We start from the raw sequence: 24,294 nt of genomic DNA on the forward strand, positions 1-24,294 counted from the left end.
ACGGAAATGATCCACGCACAGGGTGTGGCGGAAGTGACCGACGCGGACTTCGAGGCCGAGGTGCTGGCCGAGCGGGACCGGCCCGTGCTGGTGGAGTTCACCGCGGACTGGTGCGGCCCCTGCCGCCAGCTCGCCCCGGTGCTCTCCGCCGTGGCCGCCGAACGGGCGGGCCGCCTCAAGGTCGTCCAGATCGACGCGGACAGCAACCCCGGCGCCGTCACGCGCTACGGGGTGCTGTCCATGCCGACCATGCTCCTCTTCCGCGACGGCGAGCCCGTCAGGCAGCTGGTCGGCGCCCGCGCCAAGCGCCGGCTGCTTCAGGAGCTCGACGACGCGCTGGTCACGGCCTGAGCCAGACCGTCGCCATCGGCGGGAGCGTCATCCGCAGGCTCGCCGCACGCCCCTGGGCCGGTACCGGCTCCGGACGCAGCGGCCGGCCCTGGCGGACGCCGCTCCCGCCGTACTCCTCGCTGTCGGTGTTGAGGACCTCCCGCCACAGCGGCACCTCCTCCGGCACCCCGAGCCGGTAGTCGTGCCGCACCACGGGCGAGAAGTTCGACACGCACAGCAGCTGCGAGCCGTCCTGCGCGTACCGCAGGAACGCGAACACGTTGTCCTCGGCGGCGCCCCCCTCCACCCAGGCGAAGCCCTCCGGCACCGAATCCCGCTCCCACAGCGCGGGAGCCGCCACGTACGCGCGGTTCAGGTCGCGCACGAGGTCGCGTACCCCCCGGTGGTCCCCGGCCGCCGAATAGGAGGAGTCCAGCAGCCACCAGTCCGGGCCATGCGCCTCCGACCACTCCGACCCCTGCGCGAACTCCTGTCCCATGAACAGCAGTTGCTTGCCCGGGTGGGCCCACATGAAGCCCAGGTACGCGCGGTGCGTGGCCCGCTGCTGCCACCAGTCGCCCGGCGCCTTCGACACCAGCGAGCGCTTCCCGTGCACCACCTCGTCGTGCGAGATCGGCAGTACGTAGTTCTCGCTGAAGGCGTACACCATCCCGAAGGTCATGTCGTTGTGGTGGTACTTGCGGTGCACCGGCTCCTTCGACACGTACCGCAGGGTGTCGTGCATCCAGCCCATGTTCCACTTCAGGCCGAAGCCCAGCCCGCCCGAGTCCGTCGGCCGCGTGACCCCGTCCCAGGCCGTGGACTCCTCCGCGATCGTCACCACCCCCGGGCAGCGCCGGTAGACCACCGCGTTCATCTCCTGGAGCAGCGCCACCGCGTCCAGGTCCTCCCGGCCGCCGTGCCGGTTCGGAGACCACTCGCCCTCCTCGCGCGAGTAGTCCAGGTACAGCATCGAGGCGACGGCGTCCACGCGCAGCCCGTCCACGTGGAACTCCTGGCACCAGTAGACGGCGTTGGCGACCAGGAAGTTGCGGACCTCCTTGCGCCCGTAGTCGAACTCCAGCGTCCCCCAGTCCGGGTGAGAGGCCCGGCGAGGGTCCTGGTGCTCGTACAGCGGCCGGCCGTCGAATTCGGCCAGGGCCCACTCGTCGCGCGGGAAGTGCGCGGGAACCCAGTCGACGATCACCCCGATCCCGGCCCGGTGCAGCGAGTCCACGAGGAACCGGAAGTCGTCCGGGGTGCCCATCCGCGAGGTCGGCGCGTAGAAACCGGTGACCTGGTAGCCCCAGGAGCCGCCGAAGGGGTGCTCGGCGACCGGCATGAACTCCACGTGCGTGAAACCGAGCTCCTTCACGTACGCGGGAAGCTGCTCGGCCAGCTCCCGGTAGCTGAGCCCCGGCCGCCAGGACGCCAGGTGCAGCTCGTACACCGAGAACGGCGCCTGGTGCACCGGGCGGGCGCCGCGCGTCGCCATCCACTCCGCGTCCTGCCACACGTACCGCGAGGCGGTGACCACCGAGGCGGTGGCCGGCGGGACCTCCGCGTACTGCGCCATCGGGTCGGCGCGCAGGGTGTGACCGCCGTCCGGGCGGGTGATGTCGTACTTGTACAGGGCGCCCTCGCCGACCCCGGGCAGGAACAGCTCCCACACCCCGGTCGAGCCGAGCGAGCGCATCGGGTGGGCCGTCGGGTCCCAGTACGAGAAGTCCCCGGTGACCCGTACCCCCTGGGCGTTCGGCGCCCACACCGTGAAACGGGTGCCGGCCACGCCCTGGTGCTCCATCGGCCGGGCGCCCAGCGCCGTCCACAGCTCCTCGTGCCGGCCCTCCCCGATCAGGTGCAGGTCCAGCTCCCCGACGGCGGGCAGGAACCGGTACGGGTCGTGGACCTCGATCTCGGCGCTGTCGTACGCCACCAGCAGCCGGTATTCCGGCACCCCGGTCAGCGGCAGCAGCCCGGAGAACAGCCCGTCCCCGTCGTCGAAGAGCTCGGCCCGCAGCCCCTTGGCGACGACCGTGACGGCCTTCGCGTACGGGCGCAGCACCCGGAAGGCCACCCCGCCCCGCTGCGTCCGGGCGCCCAGCACCGCGTGCGGGTCGTGGTGGCGGCCCTCCAGCAGCCGGGCCCGTTCCTCCGCGTCCAGCGGGGGCGCCGGGCGCACCCCGTGGGGCGGCGCGGCGCCGGCGGCCCGCGCCCCCCTGGGTACGGGCGGCCGGGACCGCTTCGCGGGTTCCGGTCCGGCTGCGGATTCCTCACTGACGGTCGGTGACGGCTGTCGTGCGGCGCTCACGCGAGGGGCCTCCTCGGGGGCTTCGGGTGGGGGGAAGGGGAGGGGGAGGTGCCGGGGACCGGCGGGGGCATGCGGTGTGCGGGCCGCTGCGGTTCCGACAGCCGGCGGATCGCCGCCATCGGGACGTGCAACCAGTCGGGGCGGTGCCGGGACTCGTACCGGGCCTCGTACACCGCCTTGTCGGTCTCATAGGCGCGCAGCAGGACCGGGTCCTCGCGCGGGTCGCGTCCGGTGGTGCGGGCGTAGCCCTCGCAGAAGGCGGTCCGGCAGGCGTCCGCCCAGGCCGGGGCGAAGGGCCGGTGCGAGCGGGCGGCGTAGTCGAAGGAGCGCAGTATCCCGGCGATGTCGCGGACCGCCGGCTCGGGGCGGCGGCGGTCGGCCAGCGGCCGGGCCGGCTCCCCCTCGAAGTCGATCAGCGCCCAGCTGCCGTCGGCGGTGCGCAGGGTCTGGCCCAGGTGCAGGTCCCCGTGGATGCGCTGGGCCGGGACCCCGGCACCCCGGGAGGCGGCCAGCGCGTCGAAGGCGCCGCGCAGCCCTGCCTCGTACGGCCGCAGCGCGGGCACCTCGCGGCAGGTGGCGGCCAGCCGGGCGGTCATCCCGGCGGCGAGCCGGGCGGTCTGCTCGGGACCCAGGGCCAGGGTGGGGAGCGCGGTCGCGAGCGCGCTGTGGACCTCGGCGGTGGCCCGGCCCAGCGCGTGCGCCTCGGCGGTGAAGTCGGCCCCGGACCCGAGTCTGCGCAGGGCCAGCTGCCAGCCGTCGTCGGAGCCGCGCAAGTAGGGCTGGAGCACGCCCAGGGTCAACGGTTCTCCACCGGCCAGCTCGGCCTCGTACCAGGCCACCGGGGCGGGTACGCGGGTACAGCCGGCGGCGGCGAGCGCCCGGGGCAGCTCCAGGTCCGGGTTGACCCCGGGGCCGACCCGGCGGAACACCTTGAGGATGTACGAATCCCCGTAGATCAGGGACGAGTTGGTCTGCTCGCCGGACAGCGGCCGGGGCAGCAGCCCGGCCCGCACGGGCGTGTCCGGGTCCCGGTCGAAGCGGAGCGGGCCCAGCGTCCCGGGGGAGCGCAGCCGTTCCAGCAGCAGCGAGGCCAGCCGGGGGTCGCCCAGCGCCTCGTACACGGCCCGGCCGGCGTACGGGCCGTCGGGGGCGTGCCCGATCAGCGCGGGCGCCAGGGCCGGCGGGAGCGGGGACGGGCGGATGCCCAGCAGGAGCTGGTAGCAGTCCCCGTCCACGTCGAGCAGCAGGTGCAGCAGTCCGGGCGCGGAGCCCGGCGGCAGCAGTTCGGCCGCCGAGACGGCCTCGATGCGGCCGATCCGGCGCCCCTTTCCGGCGAACCAGCGCTGTGCGGGGAGCCAGTCCCGCAGCATCGGCTCCAGCCCGGCGGTACCCACGGGCCCGGTGGTCCCTGTGGTCCACGTGGCCCCGGTGGTTCCCGTGATCCCGGCGGACCCGGGGACTCCGGCGGTCCCGGTGGCCCGGGCGGCCGTCAGCCGGCTCCGGGCGGATGCAGCCTCCGACATGGCGTCGCGTCCTTTCCCCGGGCCGTCACAGAATGCGCAGAGTGTCCCGGATGTGCGGCAGTTGCTTCTCCGGTATGTGCGAGTGTCGGGTCAGATGATCCGTACAGGGGCGGGCCGTTGACCCAAAGGAGTGCCCGCCCCGTGGCCGGTCCGTCAGTCGGCGCGCTGGTCGCTGCGGAGCCGGAACCAGTAGAAGCCGTGGCCCGCCAGGGTCAGCAGGTACGGCCACTCGCCGATCGGCGGGAAGCGCACGTCACCCGTGAGCTCCACCGGGACCCGCCCGTTGAACGACCTCAGGTCCAGCTCGGTGGGCTGCGCGAAGCGGGAGAAGTTGTGCACGCACAGCACCAGGTCGTCCCCGAACTCGCGCAGGAACGCGAGCACCGCCGGGTTGGACGAGGGCAGTTCGGTGTACGAGCCGAGGCCGAAGGCCGGGTTCGCCTTGCGGATCTCGATCAGCCTGCGGGTCCAGTGCAGCAGTGAGGAGGGCGACGCCATGGCCGCCTCGACATTGGTGACCTGGTAGCCGTAGACCGGGTCCATGATGACCGGCAGGTTGAGCCTGCCCGGATCGCAGGAGGAGAAACCGGCGTTGCGGTCCGGGGTCCACTGCATGGGGGTGCGTACACCGTCGCGGTCGCCGAGCCAGATGTTGTCGCCCATGCCGATCTCGTCGCCGTAGTAGAGCACCGGCGAGCCGGGCAGCGACAGCAGGAGGGCGGTGAACAGCTCCATCTGGTTGCGGTCGTTGTCCAGGAGCGGGGCGAGCCGGCGCCGGATGCCGATGTTGGCCCGCATGCGCGGGTCCTTGGCGTACTCGGCGTACATGTAGTCGCGCTCTTCGTCGGTGACCATCTCGAGGGTGAGCTCGTCGTGGTTGCGCAGGAAGATGCCCCACTGGCAGCGCTCCGGGATCGCCGGGGTCTTGGCCAGGATTTCGGAGACGGGGTAGCGCGACTCTCTTCGTACGGCCATGAAGATGCGCGGCATGACGGGGAAGTGGAAGGCCATGTGGCATTCGTCCCCGCCCTTCGCGAAGTCGCCGAAGTAGTCGACGACGTCCTCGGGCCACTGGTTGGCCTCGGCGAGCAGCACGGTGTCGGGGTAGTGCGCGTCGATCTCCGCGCGGACCCGCTTGAGGAGCTGGTGGGTGCGCGGCAGGTTCTCGCAGTTGGTGCCCTCCTCGGCGTAGAGGTAGGGCACGGCGTCGAGGCGGAAGCCGTCGATGCCGAGGTCGAGCCAGAAGCGCAGGGCCGAGATGATCTCCTCCTGCACGGCCGGGTTCTCGAAGTTGAGGTCCGGCTGGTGCGAGAAGAAGCGGTGCCAGTAGTACTGCTTGCGCAGGGGGTCGTACGTCCAGTTCGAGGTCTCGGTGTCGATGAAGATGATGCGGGCGTCCTGGTACTGCTTGTCGTTGTCGGCCCACATGTAGTAGTCCCCGTACGGTCCGTCGGGGTCCTTGCGCGACTGCTGGAACCACTCGTGCTGGTCGCTGGTGTGGTTCATGACGAAGTCGATGATCACCCGCATGCCACGCGTGTGCGCGGCGTCCACGAACTCCACGAAGTCGGCCAGGTCGCCGAACTCGGGCAGCACGGAGGTGTAGTCGGAGACGTCGTAGCCGCCGTCGCGCAGCGGGGAGGCGAAGAACGGCGGCAGCCACAGGCAGTCGACGCCGAGCCACTGGAGGTAGTCCAGCTTGGCCGTGAGCCCCTTGAGGTCCCCGACGCCGTCTCCGTTGCTGTCGTGGAAGGAGCGGACCAGGACCTCGTAGAAGACGGCCCGCTTGAACCAGTCGGGGTCGCGGTCCTTGGCGGGGGTGTCCTCGAAGGTGTCGTGGACGGGATCGTTGATGATCATGTGGTGGGTGACCCTCCGGTGGGCGGGGACGGTCGCAGGACGGCCAGGACGTGCGCGGGTGTACGGCCCGGTTCCAGGCGCACGTAGTTCGCCCTGCCCCAGTGGTAGGTCTCGCCGGTGAGCTCGTCGCGCACCGCGAGGGACCCGTGCCAGTCGAGGCCGAGTACCGGCATGTCCAACGAGACCGTCGCCTCCTGGGTGTGGTGCGGATCGAGGTTGACGACCATCAGTACGGAATTTCCGCCCGAGTGCTTCGAATAGGCGATCACCTGTTCGCTGTCGGTCTGGTGGAAGTGGATGTCCCGCAGCTGCTGGAGGGCGGGGTTGCGCCGGCGCAGCCGGTTCAGGGCGGTGATCAGCGGGGCGATCGAACGGCCCTCGCGTTCGGCGGCGGCCCAGTCGCGCGGCCGCAGCTCGTACTTCTCGGAGTTCAGGTACTCCTCGCTGCCCTCCCGGACCGGCTCGTTCTCGCAGAGCTCGTAGCCCGCGTAGACGCCCCAGGTGGGGGAGAGGGTGGCGGCGAGGACCGCCCGGACCTCGAAGGCGGGCCGGCCGCCCTTCTGGAGGTACTCGTGCAGGATGTCCGGCGTGTTCACGAAGAAGTTCGGCCGCATCACGGAGGCCGAATGGGTGCCGGCCAGCTCGGTCATGTATTCGGTCAGCTCGGCCTTGGTGTTGCGCCACGTGAAGTAGGTGTACGACTGCTGGAAGCCGACCGAGGCGAGCGCGCGCATCATGGCCGGCCGGGTGAAGGCTTCCGCCAGGAAGATCACGTCGGGGTCCGACTTGTTGATCTCGGCGATCACCTTCTGCCAGAACACGACCGGTTTGGTGTGCGGGTTGTCGACCCGGAAGATCCGGACGCCGTGGTCCATCCAGTGGCGCAGGATGCGGACCGTCTCCTCGACGATGCCCGCCATGTCCGTGTCGAAGTGCACCGGGAAGATGTCCTGGTACTTCTTCGGCGGGTTCTCGGCGTAGGCGATCGTCCCGTCCGCCCGGTGGCGGAACCACTCCGGGTGCTTCTCCACCCACGGGTGGTCCGGGGAGCACTGGAGGGCGAAGTCCAGGGCGACCTCCAGCCGCAGGCTCCGGGCCCGCTCCACGAAGGCGTCGAAGTCCTCCAGGGTGCCGAGCTCGGGGTGGACGGCGTCGTGGCCGCCCTCCGTCGAGCCGATCGCCCAGGGCACTCCCGGGTCCCAACTGCCCGCCGACAGGGTGTTGTTCGGGCCCTTGCGGTAGGTCGACCCGATGGGGTGGATCGGCGGCAGGTAGACGACGTCGAAGCCCATGGCGGCGATGGCCGGCAGCCGTTCGGCGGCGGTGCGGAAGGTACCGCTGACCGGCGCCTCGCCCGGCTTCACCACCGCCCCCTCCGAGCGGGGGAACATCTCGTACCAGGAACCGAAGAGGGCCCGCTTGCGTTCGACGATCAGCGGCAGCGGCTTGGCGGCCGTGACCAGCTCCCGGTACGGGCGCCGGGCGAGCGCCGCGTCCACCGCGGGCGCCAGCGCGGCCGCGTACCGCTCGGCGGCCGGCCGGTCCTCGTCGCGCATCGCGTCGGCGGCGGCCAGCACGGCCTCGCGGCCGTCCCGCTTCGGGATCCTGGCGGCGGCGCGCTCGTAGAGCTCGGCGCCCTCCAGGAGGGTCAGGCCGGTGTCCAGGCCCGCCGGGATCTTGATGGCGGCGTGGGCCCGCCAGGTGGCGACCGGATCGCTCCACGCCTCGACGGTGTAGGTCCACCTCCCCTCGGCATCGGCGGAGATCCGGGCCCCCCACCGGTCGGTGCCGGGGGCGAGTTCCCGCAGCGGCACCGGCGGGCGCAGCCGCCCGCTCGGGTCGCGCAGTACGACATGGGCGGATACGGCGTCGTGGCCCTCGCGGAACACGGTGGCGGAGATCTCGAAGACCTCGTCCACGACCGCCTTGGCGGGTCTGGCGCCGCAGTCGACGGCGGGGCGGACGTCCAGCACGGGAATGCGACCGATCATGATGGGATCACCTGGAGGCAGTTCGCAGGGCTCGGTGACGGGCCAGCCGGACTCACGGCTGGTAGTGCACGCTCTGTTCGCTCTGTTTCTAGCCGCTCGGAAGACGGCTGGGCTGCGGGCATGGCCGCTCCTGTCCGCGTTCACTCGGGTGGCGGGGAAAGGTTTTGGGCGGGTGCGCCGTGCGTGGTATCGCGTGTACCCGCTCAGCCCTTCCCACTCACGCCCCGCCCAATCCGTGCTGCCGGTTAACTACTCGTACGTAGGGGAACGTGGCCGACGGGCGACGGCCCGGCATCCGCCGATGCTCCGTCAGGTCGGCGACGATGGGCCGATGGACAGCGAAATACCACCCGCCCGCCTCACCCCGTCGGCCCCTCCCGCCCCATGGGGCGCCGCCCCGCAGCCGGTGCTGGACCTGCCCTGCGGGATGCTGCTGCGGCCCTGGCGGGAGGCGGACGCCCCGGTGCTCGTCGCCGCGTACGAGGATCCCGGCATCCGGCACTGGAACCGGCCCGAGCCGGAGACCCCCGGGTCGGCGGCGGCCCGCATCGCCCGCTGGAACCGGGGGTGGACGCGGCAGGAGGCGGCGCTGTGGGCCGTGTCCCCGCGGCCGGGCTCCCCGGCCGTCGGCCTGATCGGCCTCGGCGACTTCGACCCGGCGGGCGCCGCCGCGGAGTTCCTGTACTGGCTGCTGCCGGACGGCCGGGGCCGGGGGGTGATGCCCCGGGGCGTGGCCGCGGTGGCCGAGTGGGCCTTCCGCGAGGCGGGGCTGCACCGGCTGCGGATCTGCCACTCGGTGGCCAACCCGGCCTCCTGCGCCGTCGCCCTCAAGGCGGGCTTCCCCCTGGAGGGCACCATGCGCGGCGCGCTCCGGCACGCCGACGGCTGGCACGACGAGCACCTCCACGCCCGTCTCGCGACGGACGCCCCGCAGGGCGCCCCGGGAGGCGGGATGGCCGGGGCCGGTCCGCGGCGCTAGCCTTCCGGGGGCCGACGCGCGGGTGCACAGCGTGGTGCGGTCGCTCCGATCCGTCATCCCCTGCGAAGGTGGAACGTGTGAAGGCTATCCGTCGATTCACCGTGCGCCCCGTCCTCCCCGAACCCCTGATGCCGCTCTCCGACCTCGCGCGCAACCTGCGCTGGTCGTGGCATACGGAAACCCGCGAACTCTTCCAATCCGTCGACCCCGAGGGCTGGCAGGCCGCCGGCGGCGACCCCGTCCGGCTGCTCGGCTCCGTGCCCGCCGCCCGGCTCGAGGAACTCGCCGCCGACCGGCGCTTCCTGCGGCGGCTGGCCGTCGTCGCCGCCGACCTCGACGACTACCTCCACGGCGCGAGGTGGTACCAGACCCACGAGAACAGTGCCGGTTTCCCGGCCGCCATCGCCTACTTCTCCCCCGAATTCGGCATCACCGCCGCCCTGCCCCAGTACTCCGGCGGGCTCGGCATCCTCGCCGGGGACCACCTCAAGGCCGCCAGCGACCTCGGCGTCCCGGTCATCGGCGTCGGCCTGCTCTACCGGCACGGCTACTTCCGCCAGTCGCTCTCCCGCGACGGATGGCAGCAGGAGCACTACCCGGTGCTCGACCCCCACGAGCTGCCCCTGTCCCTGCTGAGGCAGGAGGACGGCACCCCCGCCCGGGTGTCGCTCACCCTGCCCGGCGGAAGGTCGTTGCACGCGCACATCTGGCAGGCCCGCGTCGGGCGGGTGCCGCTGCTCCTTCTCGACTCCGACGTCGAGGACAACGACGCCGGCGCCCGCGAGGTGACCGACCGGCTCTACGGCGGCGGCAGCGACCACCGCCTGCTCCAGGAGATGCTGCTCGGCATCGGCGGGGTCCGCGCCGTGCGGGCGTACTGCCGGATCACCGGCCACGCCGACCCCGAGGTCTTTCACACCAACGAGGGACACGCCGGCTTCCTCGGACTGGAACGCATAAGGGAACTGGACGGCGAGCACGGCCTCGGCTTCGACGCCGCCGTCGAGGCCGTACGGGCCGGCACCGTGTTCACCACCCACACCCCCGTGCCCGCCGGCATCGACCGCTTCGACCGCTCCCTGGTCGCCCGGCACTTCGGCGAGGGCGGCGAGCTGGCCGGCGTACCCGCCGAGCGGATCCTCGAACTGGGCGCCGAGTCCTACCCCGGCGGCGACCCCGGGGTGTTCAACATGGCCGTGATGGGCCTGCGCCTCGCCCAGCGGGCCAACGGCGTCTCCACCCTCCACGGGGCGGTCAGCCGGGGCATGTTCGCCGGGCTCTGGCCGGGCTTCGACGCCGCCGACGTGCCCATCGTCTCCGTGACGAACGGGGTCCACGCCCCGACCTGGGTCGCCCCCGAGGTCATGCGCCTCGGCTCCCGCCAGATCGGGGCCGGACGGACCGAGGACGCCCTCGCGGTGGGCGCCTCCGCCCGCTGGGACGCCGTCGCGCAGATCGCCGACCAGGACGTGTGGGACGTACGCCGGACCCTGCGCGAGCAGCTCGTCCAGGAGGTGCGCGACCGGCTGCGCGCCTCCTGGAAGCAGCGCGGAGCCGCCGACGCCGAGCTCGGCTGGGTCGACACCGTCCTCGACCCGGACGTGCTGACCATCGGCTTCGCCCGGCGCGTGCCCTCGTACAAGCGGCTCACGCTGATGCTGCGCGACCCCGAGCGGCTGCGCAGGCTGCTGCTGCACCCGGACCGCCCGGTGCAGATCGTCGTCGCCGGCAAGGCGCACCCGGCCGACGACGGCGGCAAGCGGCTCGTGCAGGAGCTGGTGCGCTTCTCCGACGACCCGCGCGTGCGCCACCGCATCGTCTTCCTGCCGGACTACGGCATGGCCATGGCGCAGAAGCTCTACCCGGGCTGCGACGTCTGGCTGAACAACCCGCTGCGCCCGCTGGAGGCCTGCGGGACCAGCGGGATGAAGGCCGCGCTCAACGGCTGCCTCAACCTGTCCGTCCTGGACGGCTGGTGGGACGAGTGGTTCGAACCCGACTTCGGCTGGGCCATCCCCACGGCCGACGGGCTCGGCACGGACGAGGACCGCCGCGACGACCTGGAGGCGGGCGCCCTCTACGAGCTGATCGAGGAGCGGGTCGCACCCCGCTTCTACGACCGGGACGGCCGGGCCGGGCTGCCCGTGCGCTGGATCGAGATGGTCCGGCGCACCCTGGTCTCCCTGGGGCCGAAGGTGCTCGCGGGGCGGATGGTACGGGAGTACGTGGAGCGCCTCTACGCCCCCGCCGCTCTCTCCCACCGGACCCTGACCCCCGACACCGCGCGGGACCTCGCCTGGTGGAAGGGCCGGATCCGGGCCTCCTGGCCGGAGGTCGCCGTCGAGCACGTGGAGGCCGTCGCCGCCGCGCCCGTGGGAGGCACCGCCGAGCTGGGCGCCACCCTCACGCTGCGGGTGCGGGTGGCGCTGGACGCGCTCACGCCGGAGGACGTGGAGGTGCAGGCCGTCGCGGGGCGGGTCGACGCCCAGGACGTGATCCGGGACGGCCGGGCCTTCCCGCTCAAGCCCGCGGCCGGCCCCGACCTGGAGGGGCGCTGGGTCTACGAGGGCCCGCTCGCCCTCGACCGGACGGGGCCCTTCGGCTACACCGTGCGCGTCCTGCCGGCGCACCCGCTGCTGGCGAGCCCGGCCGAGCTGGGCCTCGTCGCGGCGCCGGTGGGCAGCGAGGCGTCGCTGGGCGGGGTCCTGATGCGCTGAGGTCCTGATGCGCTGGGGCCCCGATGCGCTGGGGCCCCGGCCACCCCGGCCGCCACGGCGTCCGTACACCCGTACGGACGCCGTGGCGGTGCGCGGGCGTGCCGGGAGGGTGAAGCTTCGAGCGTGCTGTGCATGGCAGCCCGCCGGCGGCCGGTGCGCTCCGAGGCTGTCCCGGGACGTCCACCGGAGCCGGTGTCCCCGCACCCGAGAAACGGACCCTCACATGCGTCTTCGTTCCACCGCCGCGGCCGCGCTGGTCGCCTCCTGCGCGCTCGTCCTGCCGACCGCCGGCCCGTCACTGGCCTACGACCACGACCGTGACCGCGGCACCCTCGGTGAGCTGCACTACCGGTTCACGGACGGCGACGGCGACGTGCGCCGCAGGACGATCGAGCCCGCCGACAACGACACCTGCTACCGGCTGACGAACACCTCGCGGAACCGGCCCGCCTTCTGGGTGGCCAACGAGACGGAGTCCCTCGCCCTCCTGTACGAGGACGGCAGCTGCGGAGGCGAGGCGGTGGAGGCGCTCCGGCCGGGCGAGCGGGCGCGCGACCTGTCGGTCCGGTCGGTGTACTTCAAGCCGGCCGGCCACCACCACGGCCACCACGACGGCCACCACGGCGGACGTGACGACTGGCACGACGACTGGCAGGACGACTAGGACCGCGGTATGGGACAGGGCCGCCCGGGGAGTCTTCTCCCGGGCGGCCCCGTGGTCTGGCGGTTCAGCTCTGGTTCACGACCGGCCCCGGTGGGGTCAGAAGGTGAGCTTCCAGCTGTCGATCTTTCCGGTGTCCACGCTCGCGTTGTCGTTGACCCGGAGCTTCCAGACGCCCTGGGCGACCTCGGAGGAGGCGTTCACCGTGAAGCTCTTGACGATGTTGTCCGCACTGCCGCCGGCGCGGTTGTGCAGGTTGTAGAGGGTGCCGTCGGGGGCGACCAGGTCGACCTTCAGGTCACCGATGTAGGTGTGGACGATGTTGACGTCCACCTTGAGGGTGCTCGGGGCGTTGCCGGTCCGGGTCACCGTGATCGGGGAATCGACGGTCGCGTTGTCGGCGATCGCGTAGTCGGTGGTGTTCTCGAACACGTTCTGCTGCGCCGTGCCGACGGTCCAGGTGAAGGACGCCGTGCCCGTCTTGGACGCCGAGTCGGTCACGGTGACGGTCACGTTGGACGTGGCCGCGGTGGTGGCCGTACCGGAGATCAGACCGGTCGAGGAGTTGATCGACAGGCCGGCCGGGAGGCCGGTCGCCGAGTAGGTCAGCGCACCGGGGTTGGTGCTGGTCGCCTGGACCTGGAGGCTGACCGCCGTGTTGATCTGGGTGGTCTGGTTGGCGATCGGGGTGACCGTCACACCGTCGTTGATGCGCGGACCGACGTTGACGGCGGCCCAGGCGTTGGCGACGTTGTTGTACGTGGCCGAGCCCTGGCCGTACAGGTCGGCGGCGGCCCTCAGCGTCTGGGTGCGGGCGTCGGCGTAGTTGGTGGTCGACTTGAAGTAGCCGACCGTCAGCGCGCGGAACCAGATCTTCGAGGCGGCGTCGCGGCCAATCGCGGTGACCGGGAGGCCGTCGGAGGTCGGCGAGTCGTAGCTCACGCCGTTGATGACCTTGGCGCCGGAGCCCTCGGAGGCCAGGTAGTACCAGTGGTTGGCCGGGCCCGAGGAGTAGTGGACGTCGATGCCGCCGAGGCCGGAGTACCAGGCGTCCTTCGAGGAGCCGTCCTTGCTCGGCTTGTCCATGTAGCGCAGCGGGGTGCCGTTGCCGCGGATGTCGATCTTCTCGCCGACGAGGTAGTCGCCGGCGTCCTGCGGGTTGTTGGCGTAGAACTCGACCGCCGCCGCCATGATGTCGGAGGTGGCCTCGTTCAGACCGCCGGGCTCACCGCTGTAGGTCATGTTGCCGGTGACCGAGGTCAGGCCGTGGGTCATCTCGTGCGCGGCCACGTCGATCGAGGTGAGCGGCTTGCTGTTGGCGTCACCGTCGCCGTAGGTCATGCAGAAGCAGGAGTCGTCCCAGAAGGCGTTGACGTACGCGTTGCCGTAGTGGACCCGGCTGTACGGGGCGACGCCGTCGTTGCGCAGGCCGTTGCGGCCGTGGACGTTCTTGAAGTAGTCCCACGTGACCTGGGCGCCGTAGTGGGCGTCCGCGCCGGCGGTCTCCGTGTTGGAGGGGAGGCCGTTGCCCCAGATGTCGTCCGGGCCGGAGAACAGGGTGCCGGTGCCGGAGGTGCCCCGGTTCAGGTTGTAGGTCTTGTGGCTGCCCCGGCCGGCGTCGGTCAGCGTCCAGTTGCTGCCCGACTGCGAGCTGCCGAGGGTGACCTGGCCGCTGTACTGGGTGTTGCCGGTGCCGGTCTGGACACCCTGCCACTGGGCGATCTTCGCGCCGGTCTTGGCGTTCGTGATCACGTGGAGCTGGCTGGGGGTGTCGTCGTCCTGGAGACCGCCGACGACGGTCTCGAAGGCGAGGACCGGGACGCCGTCCGCGGCCCAGATCACCTTGCGGGCGCCCTTGTCGGCCTTGGTCTGCTTGGAGCCCTCGGCGTTCGCGGCCGAGACGGCCTGGCCCTCGGCGGCGGCCGGGGTGACCGTGGCGTTGGTGTCGGCGACCTTGATCTCGTGCTGGGTCGCCTTGGTGACGCTCTTGGTGACGCCGCCCTTGGCGTGGACGGTGAGGTCGCCGCCGAGGACGGGCAGACCGTCGTAGGTCCGCTCGTAGGTGGTGTGCGTGGTGCCGTCCGCGTCCTTGACCACATCGCGGACGATCAGCTTCTCGGCGCCGCCGAGGCCGAGCGCCTTGGCGGCCTGGGCGGAGGTCGAGTTGGCCTCGGTGATGAGCGTCGCACGCTCCGAAGCGCTGAGTACGACGGGGGCCGCGCCCGGGTTGGGCTGGGCGGCCGCGCGGGCAGCCTGCGACGCGGTGGCGTCGGCGGTGGCGGAACCGGCCTGTATGCCTACGGCGAGCAGTGCGGCCGCGGCAACGAGTGCGCCGGCCGCGGTGGCACGCCGCTGGGGGGTGGGACTCAACGCAGACTCCTTCTGCAAGGGGGGGTTCCGGATGGCTGGGTGGGCCTCCGGGCAGATCAGGGCTGGTGCGATGAACGGATCGAAGAGTGCCACCTGTGGGCTGCGATGTCAGGGCCACATCAAAAGGTTGGCCGGAAACAGTCCGTTGTCCGAAGATACGTATCCGGTATGCGAACCATTCACCTTGGTATGGGAAGGGATCGCTCCGGCTGACGGAACGGTTGCCGCCTCCTGTTGACCCGTGGGCGACGAGAGGCCTTGTTCACCCGAACGGCATCTTCCGTACGGGTGTTTGTCGTACTGTTTCCCGGTGCGACGGATGTTCGCTGCCAGGGGAAGCAGTGGACAGGCGCCACCGACATTGACCACGTGCCAGGGGGGCCCATGAGGCATGTCCATTTTCCTGTGCAAAGGATGGCCGGAGAGACGACCGCGCCCGACGGCCCGGCCGCGGTGCCGGTGCGGCGGCTCGGCGACAAGGCGCGGTGGTACCTGCCCGCTGCCGTGAGCGCCGACCTCATCGGGGCCGCCGTGCCCGTGGGCCTGGTCTTCGAGGCGGCCGGGCAGGCCAGGCCCGGGTACTGCGCCCTCGGCGCGGCCCTCGCCTGGGCCGGGGTGCAGGCCCTGCGCCGGCGGTACGCCGCACGCGTGCTCGGCGAGTCCCGCGGGGTGCTGCCCGTGCTGCACGACTGGCTGATTCTGATCGGCGTCCTGGCCGTCGTCCGCGTGGTGACGGCGGAGGACACCCCCCGGCTCGCCGCCCTCGGCGCCCTGCTGCCCGCGCTCCTCGTCACCGTTGCCCGCCACAAACTGACGTACCACCACCTTTCCGCCGCCCGCCGCGAGGCGCAGGCCGTCAGCCGGGTCCTGGTGGTGGGCGAGCCCGCCGCCGCCGAGCACGTCATCGCGCACCTCGCCGCGCGCACCGACCACCCCTACGTCGTCGTCGGCGTGGTCCCCGTCGGCGAGGGCCCCCTCGCCGGGGGCATGCCCGTCGCGGCCCGGCTGGACGCCTCGATGCCGCAGGCCCCGGACGGGGACGCCGCCGCCGTGCTGGGAGCCGTCCGCAGCCACCGCGCCGACCTGGTGCTCGTGGCGCCCGGGGCGCGGATCGCGGGGGAGCGGCTGCGCCGGGTGGCGTGGGCCCTGCACGACGAGCGCCTCGAACTGGCCGTCTTCCCCGGGCTGGTGGAGGTCTCCGTCAAGCGGCTGGAGACCCTGTCCGCCGGGGGACTCGCCCTGCTGCGGGTCGCTCCGCCCGTGCGGCGGGGGCTACAGCCCCTGCTCAAGGCGGTGTTCGACCGGGCGGGAGCGGCCCTCGGACTGCTCCTGCTGTCGCCGCTGTTCCTCGGGCTCGTCCTGGCCATCCGCCTCGGCTCGAAGGGGCCGGCCTTCTACAGCCAGCGGCGCGTCGGGCGCGGCGGAGTCCCCTTCGTCATGTGGAAGTTCCGCACGATGGTGGTGGACGCCGAGCGCCTCAAGGCCGACCTGGCGGGGGCCAACGAGAACGACGGCCTGATGTTCAAGATGCGCCGCGATCCCCGGGTCACCCGGGTGGGCCGGCTGCTGCGCCGCACCTCGCTGGACGAACTGCCCCAGCTGGTCAACGTACTGACGGGCAGCATGTCGCTGGTCGGCCCCCGGCCGCCCCTCCCCGAGGAGGTGGCCGAGTACGACGAGGTCGAGCTGCGCCGGCTCACCGTGCGGCCCGGGATGACCGGACTGTGGCAGATCAGCGGGCGGTCTGACCTGTCCTGGGACGAAACGATTCAGCTCGATCTGGAGTACGTGGACAACTGGTCCTTCACCAGCGACGTCGACGTGATGGGCCGTACGCTCCGCGCCGTCGTCGACGGTCGCGGAGCGTACTGAGGGGCGGCCCCCGTTGAGGCCCCCTTTGAGCCCGTCAGCTCTGAGCCAGCCACCAGCGGTAGGTGGCGTCGATGCCGTCCCGCAGCGCGATGCCCGGCTTCCAGCCCAGCGAGGTCAGGCGCGAGACGTCCAGCAGCTTGCGCGGGGTCCCGTCGGGCTTCGACGTGTCCCAGGCCAGCCTGCCCCGGAAACCGGTCACCTCGGCGACCGTCTCGGCCAGTTCCTTGATGGTGAGGTCCTCCCCGCAGCCGATGTTGACGGGCTCGTCACCGTCGTAGCGCTCCAGCAGCACCGCGCAGGCGGCCGCCAAGTCGTCCACGTGGAGGAACTCCCGGCGCGGGGTGCCGCTGCCCCACAGGACGACCTCCTCGCGGCCCTCGGCCGCCGCCTCGTGGAAGCGGCGGATGAGGGCGGGCAGCACGTGCGAGGACTGGAGGTCGAAGTTGTCGCCCGGGCCGTAGAGGTTCGTGGGCATCGCGGAGATGTACGAGGCCCCGTACTGCTTGCGGTACGACTGGACCTGCACGATGCCGGCGATCTTCGCGAGGGCGTAGGCCTCGTTCGTGGGCTCGAGGGGACCCGTCAGCAGGGCGTCCTCGGTGATGGGCTGCGGGGCCAGCTTCGGGTAGATGCAGGAGGAGCCGAGGAACAGCAGACGGCCCACGCCGGCGGCGTGGGCGCCGGCGATGACGCTGAGCTGGATCCTGAGGTTGTCCTCCAGGAACTGCACCGGGTACGTGCTGTTCGCCATGATCCCGCCGACTTTGGCGGCGGCCAGCACGACGGCGTCGGGGCGGACGTCCCGCAGGTACGCCTCCGTCGCGGTGGCGTCGCGCAGGTCGAGGTCGACGCGGCCGCGGGTGAGCACCTCGTGGCCGTCGGCGGTGAGGCGGCGCGCGACCGCGGACCCCACGAGGCCGCGGTGTCCGGCGACGAAGACGCGGGCGTGCGGGGGCAGGAGGGGCTGCGAACGTGTCATACCGCCGATGATGCCAGTCCGCTCGCGGCGGGTTCCCGGGGAGCCGGGATCCCGACGGCCGGCGGCCGGAAGCGGCGGGCCCTCCGGCCCCGGGACCGCACCGGCCTGAGGCCGCGTCACCAAGGGCCGGAGCCACGAACGTCAGCGCCCCGGACGCCGACGGGCCCGGACGCCGCCGGCCCGGCGTGTACGGTACCCATCCGGTCGCCGGGAACGGGGGAGCGGCCGCCGTGCGGCCGCCGGTCCCGCGCGGCCGCGCACGACCAGCGGCCGGCCGGGCCGCACGCAGGCACCGGGGCGCGGCCCCGGACACAACAGCAACCGACCCCAGGGGGACCCCAGATGGGCAAGACCGCACTGATCACCGGCGTCACCGGGCAGGACGGCTCGTACCTCGCCGAGCTCCTGCTCTCCAAGGGCTACACGGTGCACGGGCTCGTGCGGCGGTCCTCCAGCTTCAACACGGAGCGGATCGACCACGTCTACCAGGATCCGCAGACGGAGAACCGTTCCTTCGTGCTGCACCACGCCGACCTCTCCGACGGCGTCGCCCTGGTGAACCTGCTGCGCGACATACGCCCCGACGAGGTCTACAACCTCGGCGCCCAGTCGCACGTCCGCGTCTCCTTCGACGCCCCCCTCTACACGGGCGACGTGACCGGACTCGGCGCGCTGCGCCTGCTGGAGGCCATCCGGGCCAGCGGTGTCGACACCCGGATCTACCAGGCGTCGTCCTCCGAGATGTACGGCTCCACCCCGCCCCCGCAGAACGAGGCCACCCCCTTCCACCCGCGCAGCCCGTACGGCGCGGCCAAGGTCTTCGCGTACTGGACCACGGTGAACTACCGGGAGGCGTACGACATGTTCGCCGTCAACGGGATCCTCTTCAACCACGAGTCACCCCGCCGCGGCGAGACCTTCGTGACCCGCAAGATCACCCGCGCCGTCGCCCGCATCAAGGCCGGTCTCCAGGGCCACCTCTACCTCGGCAACCTCGACGCCGTCCGCGACTGGGGCTACGCCCCCGAGTACGTCGACGCGATGTGGCGCATGCTCCAGCAGGACGAGCCCACCGACTACGTGGTCGCCACCGGAGTCGCCGCCACCGTGCGGGAGTTCGTGGAGTCCTCCTTCGCCCACGCCGGCCTCGACTGGACCCAGCACGTGCGCTACGACGCCAAGTACGAGCGCCCCAGCGAGGTCGACGCGCTCATCGGCGACGCCTCCAAGGCGCGGGAGATCCTTGGCTGGAAGCCGACGGTGCTGGTACCCGAACTGGCGCGGATCATGGTCGACGTCGATGTCCGCCAGGTCGAGGACCAACTGGCGGGCGCCACCGTGCGGATCGACCGCTGAGGCGTCCCGCTTCGCCTACGATTTGCCGTGTCCCGGCCATTCCCGCGAGCTCAGGGCTTCGTACGGGTATGGCCGGGCGCGTACCCGCCGTATGTCCACAGTGCACCCTCCCGCCTGAACCCCGTTGATTCCAAGTTGGTATGCAATGGGTCAAGTGAGATGACCGGGCCCTCGCGTGAGCCCTAGTCTGCGCCAGTACATATGGCTGTTCGGATAGTTCCAGCCATCAAACCGGGCGAAAGCCCTGGGGGGCCCATGCGTAGATCCAGAGGGCTGACTGCTGCCCTCGCCCTGTCACTGGCCGGCGCCGGCACGGGACTCGGCCTCGTGCTGATGCCCGAGGCGTCCGCCATCACGCCGCCGGTGGCGTTCACCGCCGACGAACTGCCCACCTGGCAGCCGAACGGCGTCGTCTTCGCCATGGAGCAGGCGAACGGCACCGTCTTCGCCGGCGGCACCTTCTCGGCCGTCCGCCCGCCCGACGGCGCCGGCGGCGCCGAGCAGGAAGCGGTCAACTTCGTCGCCCTGGACGCCGCGACGGGCAGCCCCACCTCCTGCAAGCTGGCCTTCACCGTGAGCGACGGCAGCGCCACCGTCCGGGCGCTGGCCGTTTCCAAGGACAAGAAGACCCTGTACGCGGGCGGTTACTTCGGCGCCGTCAACGGCACCCCCGTCTCCAGCCTCGCCGCGATCGACATCGAGAGCTGCACCCCCAAGGCCTCGTTCCACCCGGGCGTGCCCGCCACCGTGCGCGCGCTCGACGTCACCGACGACACGCTCTACGTGGCCGGCGACTTCGGCACCGTCGACGGCCAGACCCGCGAGCGGTTCGCCGCGGTCGACGCGGCCTCCGGTGCCCTCAAGCCCTTCACCGCCAACGCGGACGAGCCCGGCCGGGCCGTCAAGGTCAGCAACGACGGCAAGAACGTCCTGCTCGGCGGCGACTTCTTCGCCGTCAACGGCGCCGGCACCCACGCGCTCGCGGTCGTCGACGCCACCACGGGCGCGGTCACCAAGACGTACTCCAACATCCCGTCCAACTCGGTCGTCAAGCACATATCCGCCGACGCGACGGGCTACTACACGGGCAACGAGGGCTCCGGCGGCGGCGTCTTCGACGGCCGCCTCGGCCTGAACCTCGACTTCGGCGAGAAGTGGCGCGACCGCTGCCTCGGCGCGACCCAGTACGTGCTGCCGTACGACGGAGTCCTCTACAGCTCCTCGCACGCGCACGACTGCTCCACCGAGCTCGAATTCCCCGACGGCAAGCGGCACTTCTTCCTCGCCCAGCCCACCGACCACACCGGCGCCGCCCCCGCGCCCGTGGACGGCTTCGTACGCGGCCCGCGCAAGCTCGGCTGGCACCCCACCGCCAACGACGGCGTCGGTGAGGGCATCGGCCCGCGCGTCATGTCCGTCGCCGAGAAGAACGGCGTCAAGTACCTGTGGGCGGGCGGTGAGTTCACCCTCATCAACGGCCGCCCCCAGCAGGCCCTGACCCGCTTCGCCAGCACCGGTGACATCGGCGCGCCGACCACCCCCGTCGCCAGCGCCGCCAGCGTCAAGCCCGGCGAGGCCCAGGTCCGCTGGCGCACCAGCTACGACCAGGACGACAGCAAGCTCACGTACCGGATCTACCGCAACGGCTCGGCCACCCCGGTCCACACCATGACCGCCGACTCCCTGGAGTTCGAGCGCCCGCAGGCCTCCTGGACCGACACCAGCGTCAAGGCCGGCCAGTCGTACACCTACCGGGTGACCGCCACCGACGCCGCCGGCAACACCAGCGCCCTGTCGGCGAACGCCTCCGTGACCGTCCCGGTCTCCGTCCAGGCCTACCCGGACAAGGTCCGCGCGGACGGCGCCCAGCTGTACTGGCGCTACGACGACACGGTCAGCCCGTACGTCGCCGACTCCTCCGTCGGCGGCAACACCAGCGGCATCCAGGTCAACGCCCCCGCGCTGCGCCAGAGCCCCGGCGCCGTCAGCGGCACCAGCACCGCCATGGGCTTCAACGGCACCAGCCAGCAGGTGCACAGCGACCACCGGCAGTTCGTCGGCAGCGCCTTCACCGTCGAGACCTGGTTCAAGACGAACACCACGCGCGGCGGCAAGCTGATCGGCTTCGGCAACAACACGGTCAACACCAGCGGCTCCTTCGACAAGCAGCTGTACATGACCAACACCGGCCGCCTCGTCTTCGGCGTCTACAACGGCTCGGCCCGCACCATTTCCACCGGCCTGTTCGAGACGTACAACGACAACAAGTGGCACCACGTCGTCGGCACGCAGGGCCCCGGCGGCATGACCCTGTACGTGGACGGCCAGAACAAGGGCACCCACAGCGCCACCACCTCCGCCGCGTACGCCGGCTACTGGCACGTGGGCGGCGACAACCTCAGCGGCTGGCCGAGCCGCCCGACGAGCAACTTCTTCGCCGGGCAGATCGACGAGACCGCCGTCTACCCGTCGGCGCTCACCCAGGCCCAGGTCAAGTCCCACTTCGACCTGGCCAAGGCCCCGACGGACACGGTCGCCAAGGTCGCCGTCTCCGAGGACACCTACATCAACCAGGGCGCCCCGGCCACCGCCTACGGCACCTCGTCCTCCCTCGCGGTGCGCGGCACCTCGGCGTACGAGACGTACCTGCGCTTCACCCTCCCGGCCGCCCCGGCCGGACAGGTCCTGAAGGCCGCCTCCCTCCAGTTCAAGACCTCCACGCAGGCCGGTGCCGGCACCGCCGACACCGTCTCCGTGGTCCCCGTCACCGGCACCTGGAGCGGCGACGGCACGACGTTCAACACCAAGCCCACCCTCGGCACCACCCCGCTCGGCAGCATCGCGGGCGTGCCGGACGGCTCGGCCGTCCAGAACGTCGAACTGGACACCGCCGCGGTCTCCGCGGTGCTGGGCGGCAGCTACAGCCTCGGCCTGACCGGCACGGGCACCGACCCGCTGTGGATCTGGTCCTCGGAGTCCACCGCCGCGGACGCCGCCCCGCAGTTGGTCCTCACCTTCGGCCAGAAGTAACCGCCTGACGGCATACGGGGCCCGGCACGCCAAGCGCCGGGCCCCGTACGCCTACCCACCCAGACGTACGGGAGCCACCTGATGTACCGACGCTCCGCGGCGGCCGCCGTCCTGCTCGCCGCCGCCCTCACGCTGACCGGCTGTTCCGCGGACGACGGCGGGGCCGGTACCGCCCGGACCGCCGATCCGAAGCCGCCGGCCCCGTCCTCCGTCCCCGACCCGGCGGACGCCACCAGCGGGCCGACCGCGGCGGCCCCGCCCGACGCGAAGCCGACGGGCCCGGTCCTGCCCGACGCGAAGCTCACCCCGAAGACGGGCAGCTTCAAGGAGAACGAGAAGAAGTACCTGAGCGGACGCGTCCCGGAGAAGACGGACCCGGCGGCCGTCCTCCAGATCGGCCAGGAGACCTGCCAGCGGGTGGAGCGCACGGCCAAGCGGGACAAGGAAGCCGCGGCCGCGGCCGTCATCTCCGGCGAGGTCACCGGGGCCAGGGAGGCGATCACCCTGCTCTGCCCGGAACAGAAGCCGGTCCTGGAGACCGCGGAGAAGGGCTTCGGCGACGGCCCCCGCACCGCCCCCGCCCCCGGCACCTACCGGGCCCTGACCCAGAGCACCACGTGCACCTGGGAGGTCAGGGCCAAGGACGGCTCCGTCCTCGCCTCGGGTCCGGAAGCCCCGCCCAAGCCGGGCGACCGGATCACGGCCGCCATCCCCGCCGGCGCGGACCGCTTCAGCTCGACGGGCTGCTACGCCTGGCTGCCGGCGTAAGCACCGCCGCGCTTCAACCGCCCCGCCCCGACGGGCGTTTCCCCGCCCGTCTTGCGGGTAACCGCGCCGTCACACGACAGACGGAGGCGAATCCTATGCGGGGCATCGGCGGTTGCATCGCCCTGATCGTGGTGGGGGCCGTCCTCACCTTCGCGAGTGACTGGGAGCTGGAGAGCGTCAACCTCGACCTCGTCGGCCTGATCATGATGGCGGCCGGCTGCGTCGGCCTCGGCGTCTACGCGAGCGTCCTCAAGCGCCGCCGCACCACGGCCGCCTTCCCGGTGGTGGAGGAGCACCACCGGGGCGACCTCTGAGGCCTCAGCGCCGCACGGCCCCCTCGTACACCCCGAGCAGGGTGTCCAGTACGGCGTCCATCGAGAAGGAGGCCGCGGCCAGTTCGCGGGCGGCCGTGGAGGCGCTCGCGTTCGCGGCGGGGGTCAGGAGGTCGAGGACCGCCCGTGCCACGTTCTCCGGTCCCGGTTCGACGGCGCGGCCCGCGCCCGCCGCCGCGATGTCGCGGGCCAGGCCGTTGGAGTGGGTGACCACCGTGGGGACGCCCACCGCGAGGGCCTCCAGGACCGACATGGGGAACGGTTCGTCCACCGAGGGCAGTACGTAGACGTGCGCGCGGCGCAGCTCCGCCAGCACCTCGGGGGTGGACAGGGCCCCCGGGACGGTGAACCGGCCGCCCAGGCCGAGGGAGTCGATCCGGGCCCGGACCGCCGCGGCCTCGCCCTCGTCCGGGCCGGCCACGACGAACTCCGCGTCGGGGTGGACGGCGAGCACCGCCGGGGCCGCGTCCACGAAGTCCACCGGGCGCTTGCGGGCCTGGAGCCGCGCCGAGTACAGGATGCGCGGCGGACCGGCCGGCGGCGGACGCTCCTCCTGCGCCGGGGTGCCGTTGACCAGCCGGACGGCCCGCGCCAGCGGCGAGCCGGCCACCGCGTCGAGCCCCTCCCTCTCGTGCGGGGTCAGGTACAGCACCGCGTCCGCGCCGCGCAGCAGGCGGCGTACCGCCACCGCGTCGAGGACCTTGGCCAGGACCTTCGCGCTCGGGTCCACCATGCCGTGGGTCTGGAGCACCAGCGGTTTGCGGGCCCGCAGCGCGGCCAGCGCCACGGGCAGGGTGACCAGGTCCCGGGCCAGGTGGACGTGGACGGCGTCGGCGTCCCGCACCAGGCGGCCCGCCGAGGCCAGCAGGGCCGGCGAGGTCATCCCGCTGAAGCCGAGGGGCAGCAGCCGGCGGGCCGGGAACAGCTTCGCCGGCACCCCCTCCACCGCGGTCGGCCACGGATCGAAGCCCTCCCCGAGCGCGAGGAGCCGCGCCTCGTGCCCGCGCGCCCGGAGCCCCGCGGCCAGGTTCAGCGCGACCCGTACGGGGCCGCCGAAGGCGTGCGAGGGGGAGTGCAGGGTGACGGCGTGCAGGACTCTCACTTCGGCTCCTCCACCGGGCGGCGGCGCCCGTCCTGGGTCTGCAGGGTCAGGGCGGGCAGGTCCCGGTGCACGACCGCGCCCGCGCCCGCCACCGCGCAGCGGCCCACGGTCAC

General features: G+C 72.3%; 16 protein-coding genes. 9 read left to right on the top strand and 7 right to left on the bottom strand.

What is annotated here, in order from left to right; genetic code table 11:
* Window positions 1-6 precede the first annotated feature (6 nt).
* Window positions 7-351 (top strand): thioredoxin family protein, encoded by a 345-nt coding sequence (locus ACZ4WZ_RS10310; protein ID WP_467887714.1) that lies wholly within the window; start codon window positions 7-9, stop codon window positions 349-351.
* Here ACZ4WZ_RS10310 and glgB read toward each other — a convergent pair.
* The 4 genes from glgB to ACZ4WZ_RS10330 all read right to left on the bottom strand — a co-directional run bounded on the left by glgB (window position 341) and on the right by ACZ4WZ_RS10330 (window position 8,015).
* Window positions 341-2,641 carry a 1,4-alpha-glucan branching enzyme gene (gene glgB / locus ACZ4WZ_RS10315; protein WP_467887717.1) on the bottom strand — a complete coding sequence of 767 codons (2,301 nt, stop codon included), beginning with the start codon at window positions 2,639-2,641 and terminating at the stop codon, window positions 341-343. The two genes, ACZ4WZ_RS10310 and glgB, sit on opposite strands and share 11 nt — an antisense overlap.
* A complete protein-coding gene (locus ACZ4WZ_RS10320) occupies window positions 2,638-4,164 on the bottom strand; it encodes a maltokinase N-terminal cap-like domain-containing protein (protein WP_467887720.1) in 1,527 nt (508 codons plus the stop codon). The genes glgB and ACZ4WZ_RS10320 overlap by 4 nt, the downstream gene beginning before the upstream one ends.
* A gap of 153 nt (window positions 4,165-4,317) precedes the next feature.
* Complete coding sequence (treS, locus tag ACZ4WZ_RS10325; protein WP_467887723.1) at window positions 4,318-6,024, bottom strand: maltose alpha-D-glucosyltransferase; 1,707 nt, start codon at window positions 6,022-6,024, stop codon at window positions 4,318-4,320.
* Window positions 6,021-8,015 carry an alpha-1,4-glucan--maltose-1-phosphate maltosyltransferase gene (locus ACZ4WZ_RS10330; protein WP_467887724.1) on the bottom strand — a complete coding sequence of 665 codons (1,995 nt, stop codon included), beginning with the start codon at window positions 8,013-8,015 and terminating at the stop codon, window positions 6,021-6,023. Before ACZ4WZ_RS10330 ends, treS begins: the two co-directional genes overlap by 4 nt.
* A 331-nt stretch (window positions 8,016-8,346) precedes the next feature.
* Here ACZ4WZ_RS10330 and ACZ4WZ_RS10335 point away from each other — a divergent pair, with 331 nt between their 5' ends.
* The 3 genes from ACZ4WZ_RS10335 (at window position 8,347) to ACZ4WZ_RS10345 (ending at window position 12,375) form a co-directional block, all read left to right on the top strand.
* Complete coding sequence (locus tag ACZ4WZ_RS10335; RefSeq protein ID WP_467887727.1) at window positions 8,347-8,994, top strand: GNAT family N-acetyltransferase; 648 nt, start codon at window positions 8,347-8,349, stop codon at window positions 8,992-8,994.
* A 77-nt stretch (window positions 8,995-9,071) separates the two neighbouring features.
* Window positions 9,072-11,711: an alpha-glucan family phosphorylase gene (glgP, locus tag ACZ4WZ_RS10340; RefSeq protein ID WP_467887729.1), complete on the top strand. Its 2,640-nt coding sequence runs from the start codon at window positions 9,072-9,074 to the stop codon at window positions 11,709-11,711.
* A gap of 223 nt (window positions 11,712-11,934) precedes the next feature.
* Entirely contained in the window at window positions 11,935-12,375 is a 441-nt protein-coding gene (locus ACZ4WZ_RS10345; RefSeq protein ID WP_467887732.1) for a hypothetical protein, read from the top strand.
* 96 nt (window positions 12,376-12,471) lie between these two features.
* Here ACZ4WZ_RS10345 and ACZ4WZ_RS10350 read toward each other — a convergent pair whose 3' ends face one another.
* Entirely contained in the window at window positions 12,472-14,742 is a 2,271-nt protein-coding gene (locus ACZ4WZ_RS10350) for a M4 family metallopeptidase (protein ID WP_467887734.1), read from the bottom strand.
* A 414-nt stretch (window positions 14,743-15,156) separates the two neighbouring features.
* On the opposite strand from ACZ4WZ_RS10350, the gene ACZ4WZ_RS10355 reads away from it, so the two are divergent.
* Window positions 15,157-16,614, top strand: a complete 1,458-nt coding sequence (locus ACZ4WZ_RS10355) for an exopolysaccharide biosynthesis polyprenyl glycosylphosphotransferase (RefSeq protein ID WP_467887737.1) — start codon at window positions 15,157-15,159, stop codon at window positions 16,612-16,614.
* A gap of 34 nt (window positions 16,615-16,648) precedes the next feature.
* On the opposite strand, the gene ACZ4WZ_RS10360 is transcribed toward ACZ4WZ_RS10355, so the two are convergent.
* Entirely contained in the window at window positions 16,649-17,593 is a 945-nt protein-coding gene (locus ACZ4WZ_RS10360) for a GDP-L-fucose synthase family protein (protein ID WP_467887738.1), read from the bottom strand.
* A gap of 342 nt (window positions 17,594-17,935) precedes the next feature.
* On the opposite strand from ACZ4WZ_RS10360, the gene gmd reads away from it, so the two are divergent.
* The 4 genes from gmd to ACZ4WZ_RS10380 all read left to right on the top strand — a co-directional run bounded on the left by gmd (window position 17,936) and on the right by ACZ4WZ_RS10380 (window position 23,061).
* The gene (gene gmd / locus ACZ4WZ_RS10365; protein WP_467887741.1) at window positions 17,936-18,949 is read left to right on the top strand and encodes a GDP-mannose 4,6-dehydratase; all 1,014 of its coding nucleotides are present in this window, start codon (window positions 17,936-17,938) and stop codon (window positions 18,947-18,949) included.
* Window positions 18,950-19,204: 255 nt separating this feature from the next.
* Window positions 19,205-21,979, top strand: coding sequence for a CBM96 family carbohydrate-binding protein (locus ACZ4WZ_RS10370; RefSeq protein ID WP_467887744.1), 2,775 nt, complete (start codon window positions 19,205-19,207; stop codon window positions 21,977-21,979).
* 81 nt (window positions 21,980-22,060) lie between these two features.
* Window positions 22,061-22,747, top strand: a complete 687-nt coding sequence (locus tag ACZ4WZ_RS10375) for a hypothetical protein (RefSeq protein WP_467887747.1) — start codon at window positions 22,061-22,063, stop codon at window positions 22,745-22,747.
* A 95-nt stretch (window positions 22,748-22,842) separates the two neighbouring features.
* Window positions 22,843-23,061, top strand: coding sequence for a hypothetical protein (locus ACZ4WZ_RS10380; protein ID WP_467887750.1), 219 nt, complete (start codon window positions 22,843-22,845; stop codon window positions 23,059-23,061).
* Window positions 23,062-23,065: 4 nt separating this feature from the next.
* Here the strand turns inward: ACZ4WZ_RS10380 and ACZ4WZ_RS10385 are convergent, their stop codons facing one another.
* Entirely contained in the window at window positions 23,066-24,181 is a 1,116-nt protein-coding gene (locus tag ACZ4WZ_RS10385; RefSeq protein WP_467887753.1) for a glycosyltransferase, read from the bottom strand.
* Window positions 24,182-24,294: the final 113 nt, after the last annotated feature.

This window comes from Streptomyces sp. NPDC029122, assembly GCF_055569445.1.

What these genes read in the sequence shown, in the direction of transcription:
- treS (WP_467887723.1), bottom strand. Translation starts at nt 6,024, where the DNA reads ATGATCATCAACGATCCCGTCCACGACACCTTCGAGGACACCCCCGCC.
- ACZ4WZ_RS10360 (WP_467887738.1), bottom strand. Translation starts at nt 17,593, where the DNA reads ATGACACGTTCGCAGCCCCTCCTGCCCCCGCACGCCCGCGTCTTCGTC.
- ACZ4WZ_RS10330 (WP_467887724.1), bottom strand. Translation starts at nt 8,015, where the DNA reads ATGATCGGTCGCATTCCCGTGCTGGACGTCCGCCCCGCCGTCGACTGC.
- ACZ4WZ_RS10380 (WP_467887750.1), top strand. Translation starts at nt 22,843, where the DNA reads ATGCGGGGCATCGGCGGTTGCATCGCCCTGATCGTGGTGGGGGCCGTC.
- ACZ4WZ_RS10375 (WP_467887747.1), top strand. Translation starts at nt 22,061, where the DNA reads ATGTACCGACGCTCCGCGGCGGCCGCCGTCCTGCTCGCCGCCGCCCTC.
- ACZ4WZ_RS10310 (WP_467887714.1), top strand. Translation starts at nt 7, where the DNA reads ATGATCCACGCACAGGGTGTGGCGGAAGTGACCGACGCGGACTTCGAG.
- ACZ4WZ_RS10355 (WP_467887737.1), top strand. Translation starts at nt 15,157, where the DNA reads ATGGCCGGAGAGACGACCGCGCCCGACGGCCCGGCCGCGGTGCCGGTG.
- ACZ4WZ_RS10320 (WP_467887720.1), bottom strand. Translation starts at nt 4,164, where the DNA reads ATGTCGGAGGCTGCATCCGCCCGGAGCCGGCTGACGGCCGCCCGGGCC.
- gmd (WP_467887741.1), top strand. Translation starts at nt 17,936, where the DNA reads ATGGGCAAGACCGCACTGATCACCGGCGTCACCGGGCAGGACGGCTCG.
- ACZ4WZ_RS10335 (WP_467887727.1), top strand. Translation starts at nt 8,347, where the DNA reads ATGGACAGCGAAATACCACCCGCCCGCCTCACCCCGTCGGCCCCTCCC.
- ACZ4WZ_RS10345 (WP_467887732.1), top strand. Translation starts at nt 11,935, where the DNA reads ATGCGTCTTCGTTCCACCGCCGCGGCCGCGCTGGTCGCCTCCTGCGCG.
- ACZ4WZ_RS10370 (WP_467887744.1), top strand. Translation starts at nt 19,205, where the DNA reads ATGCGTAGATCCAGAGGGCTGACTGCTGCCCTCGCCCTGTCACTGGCC.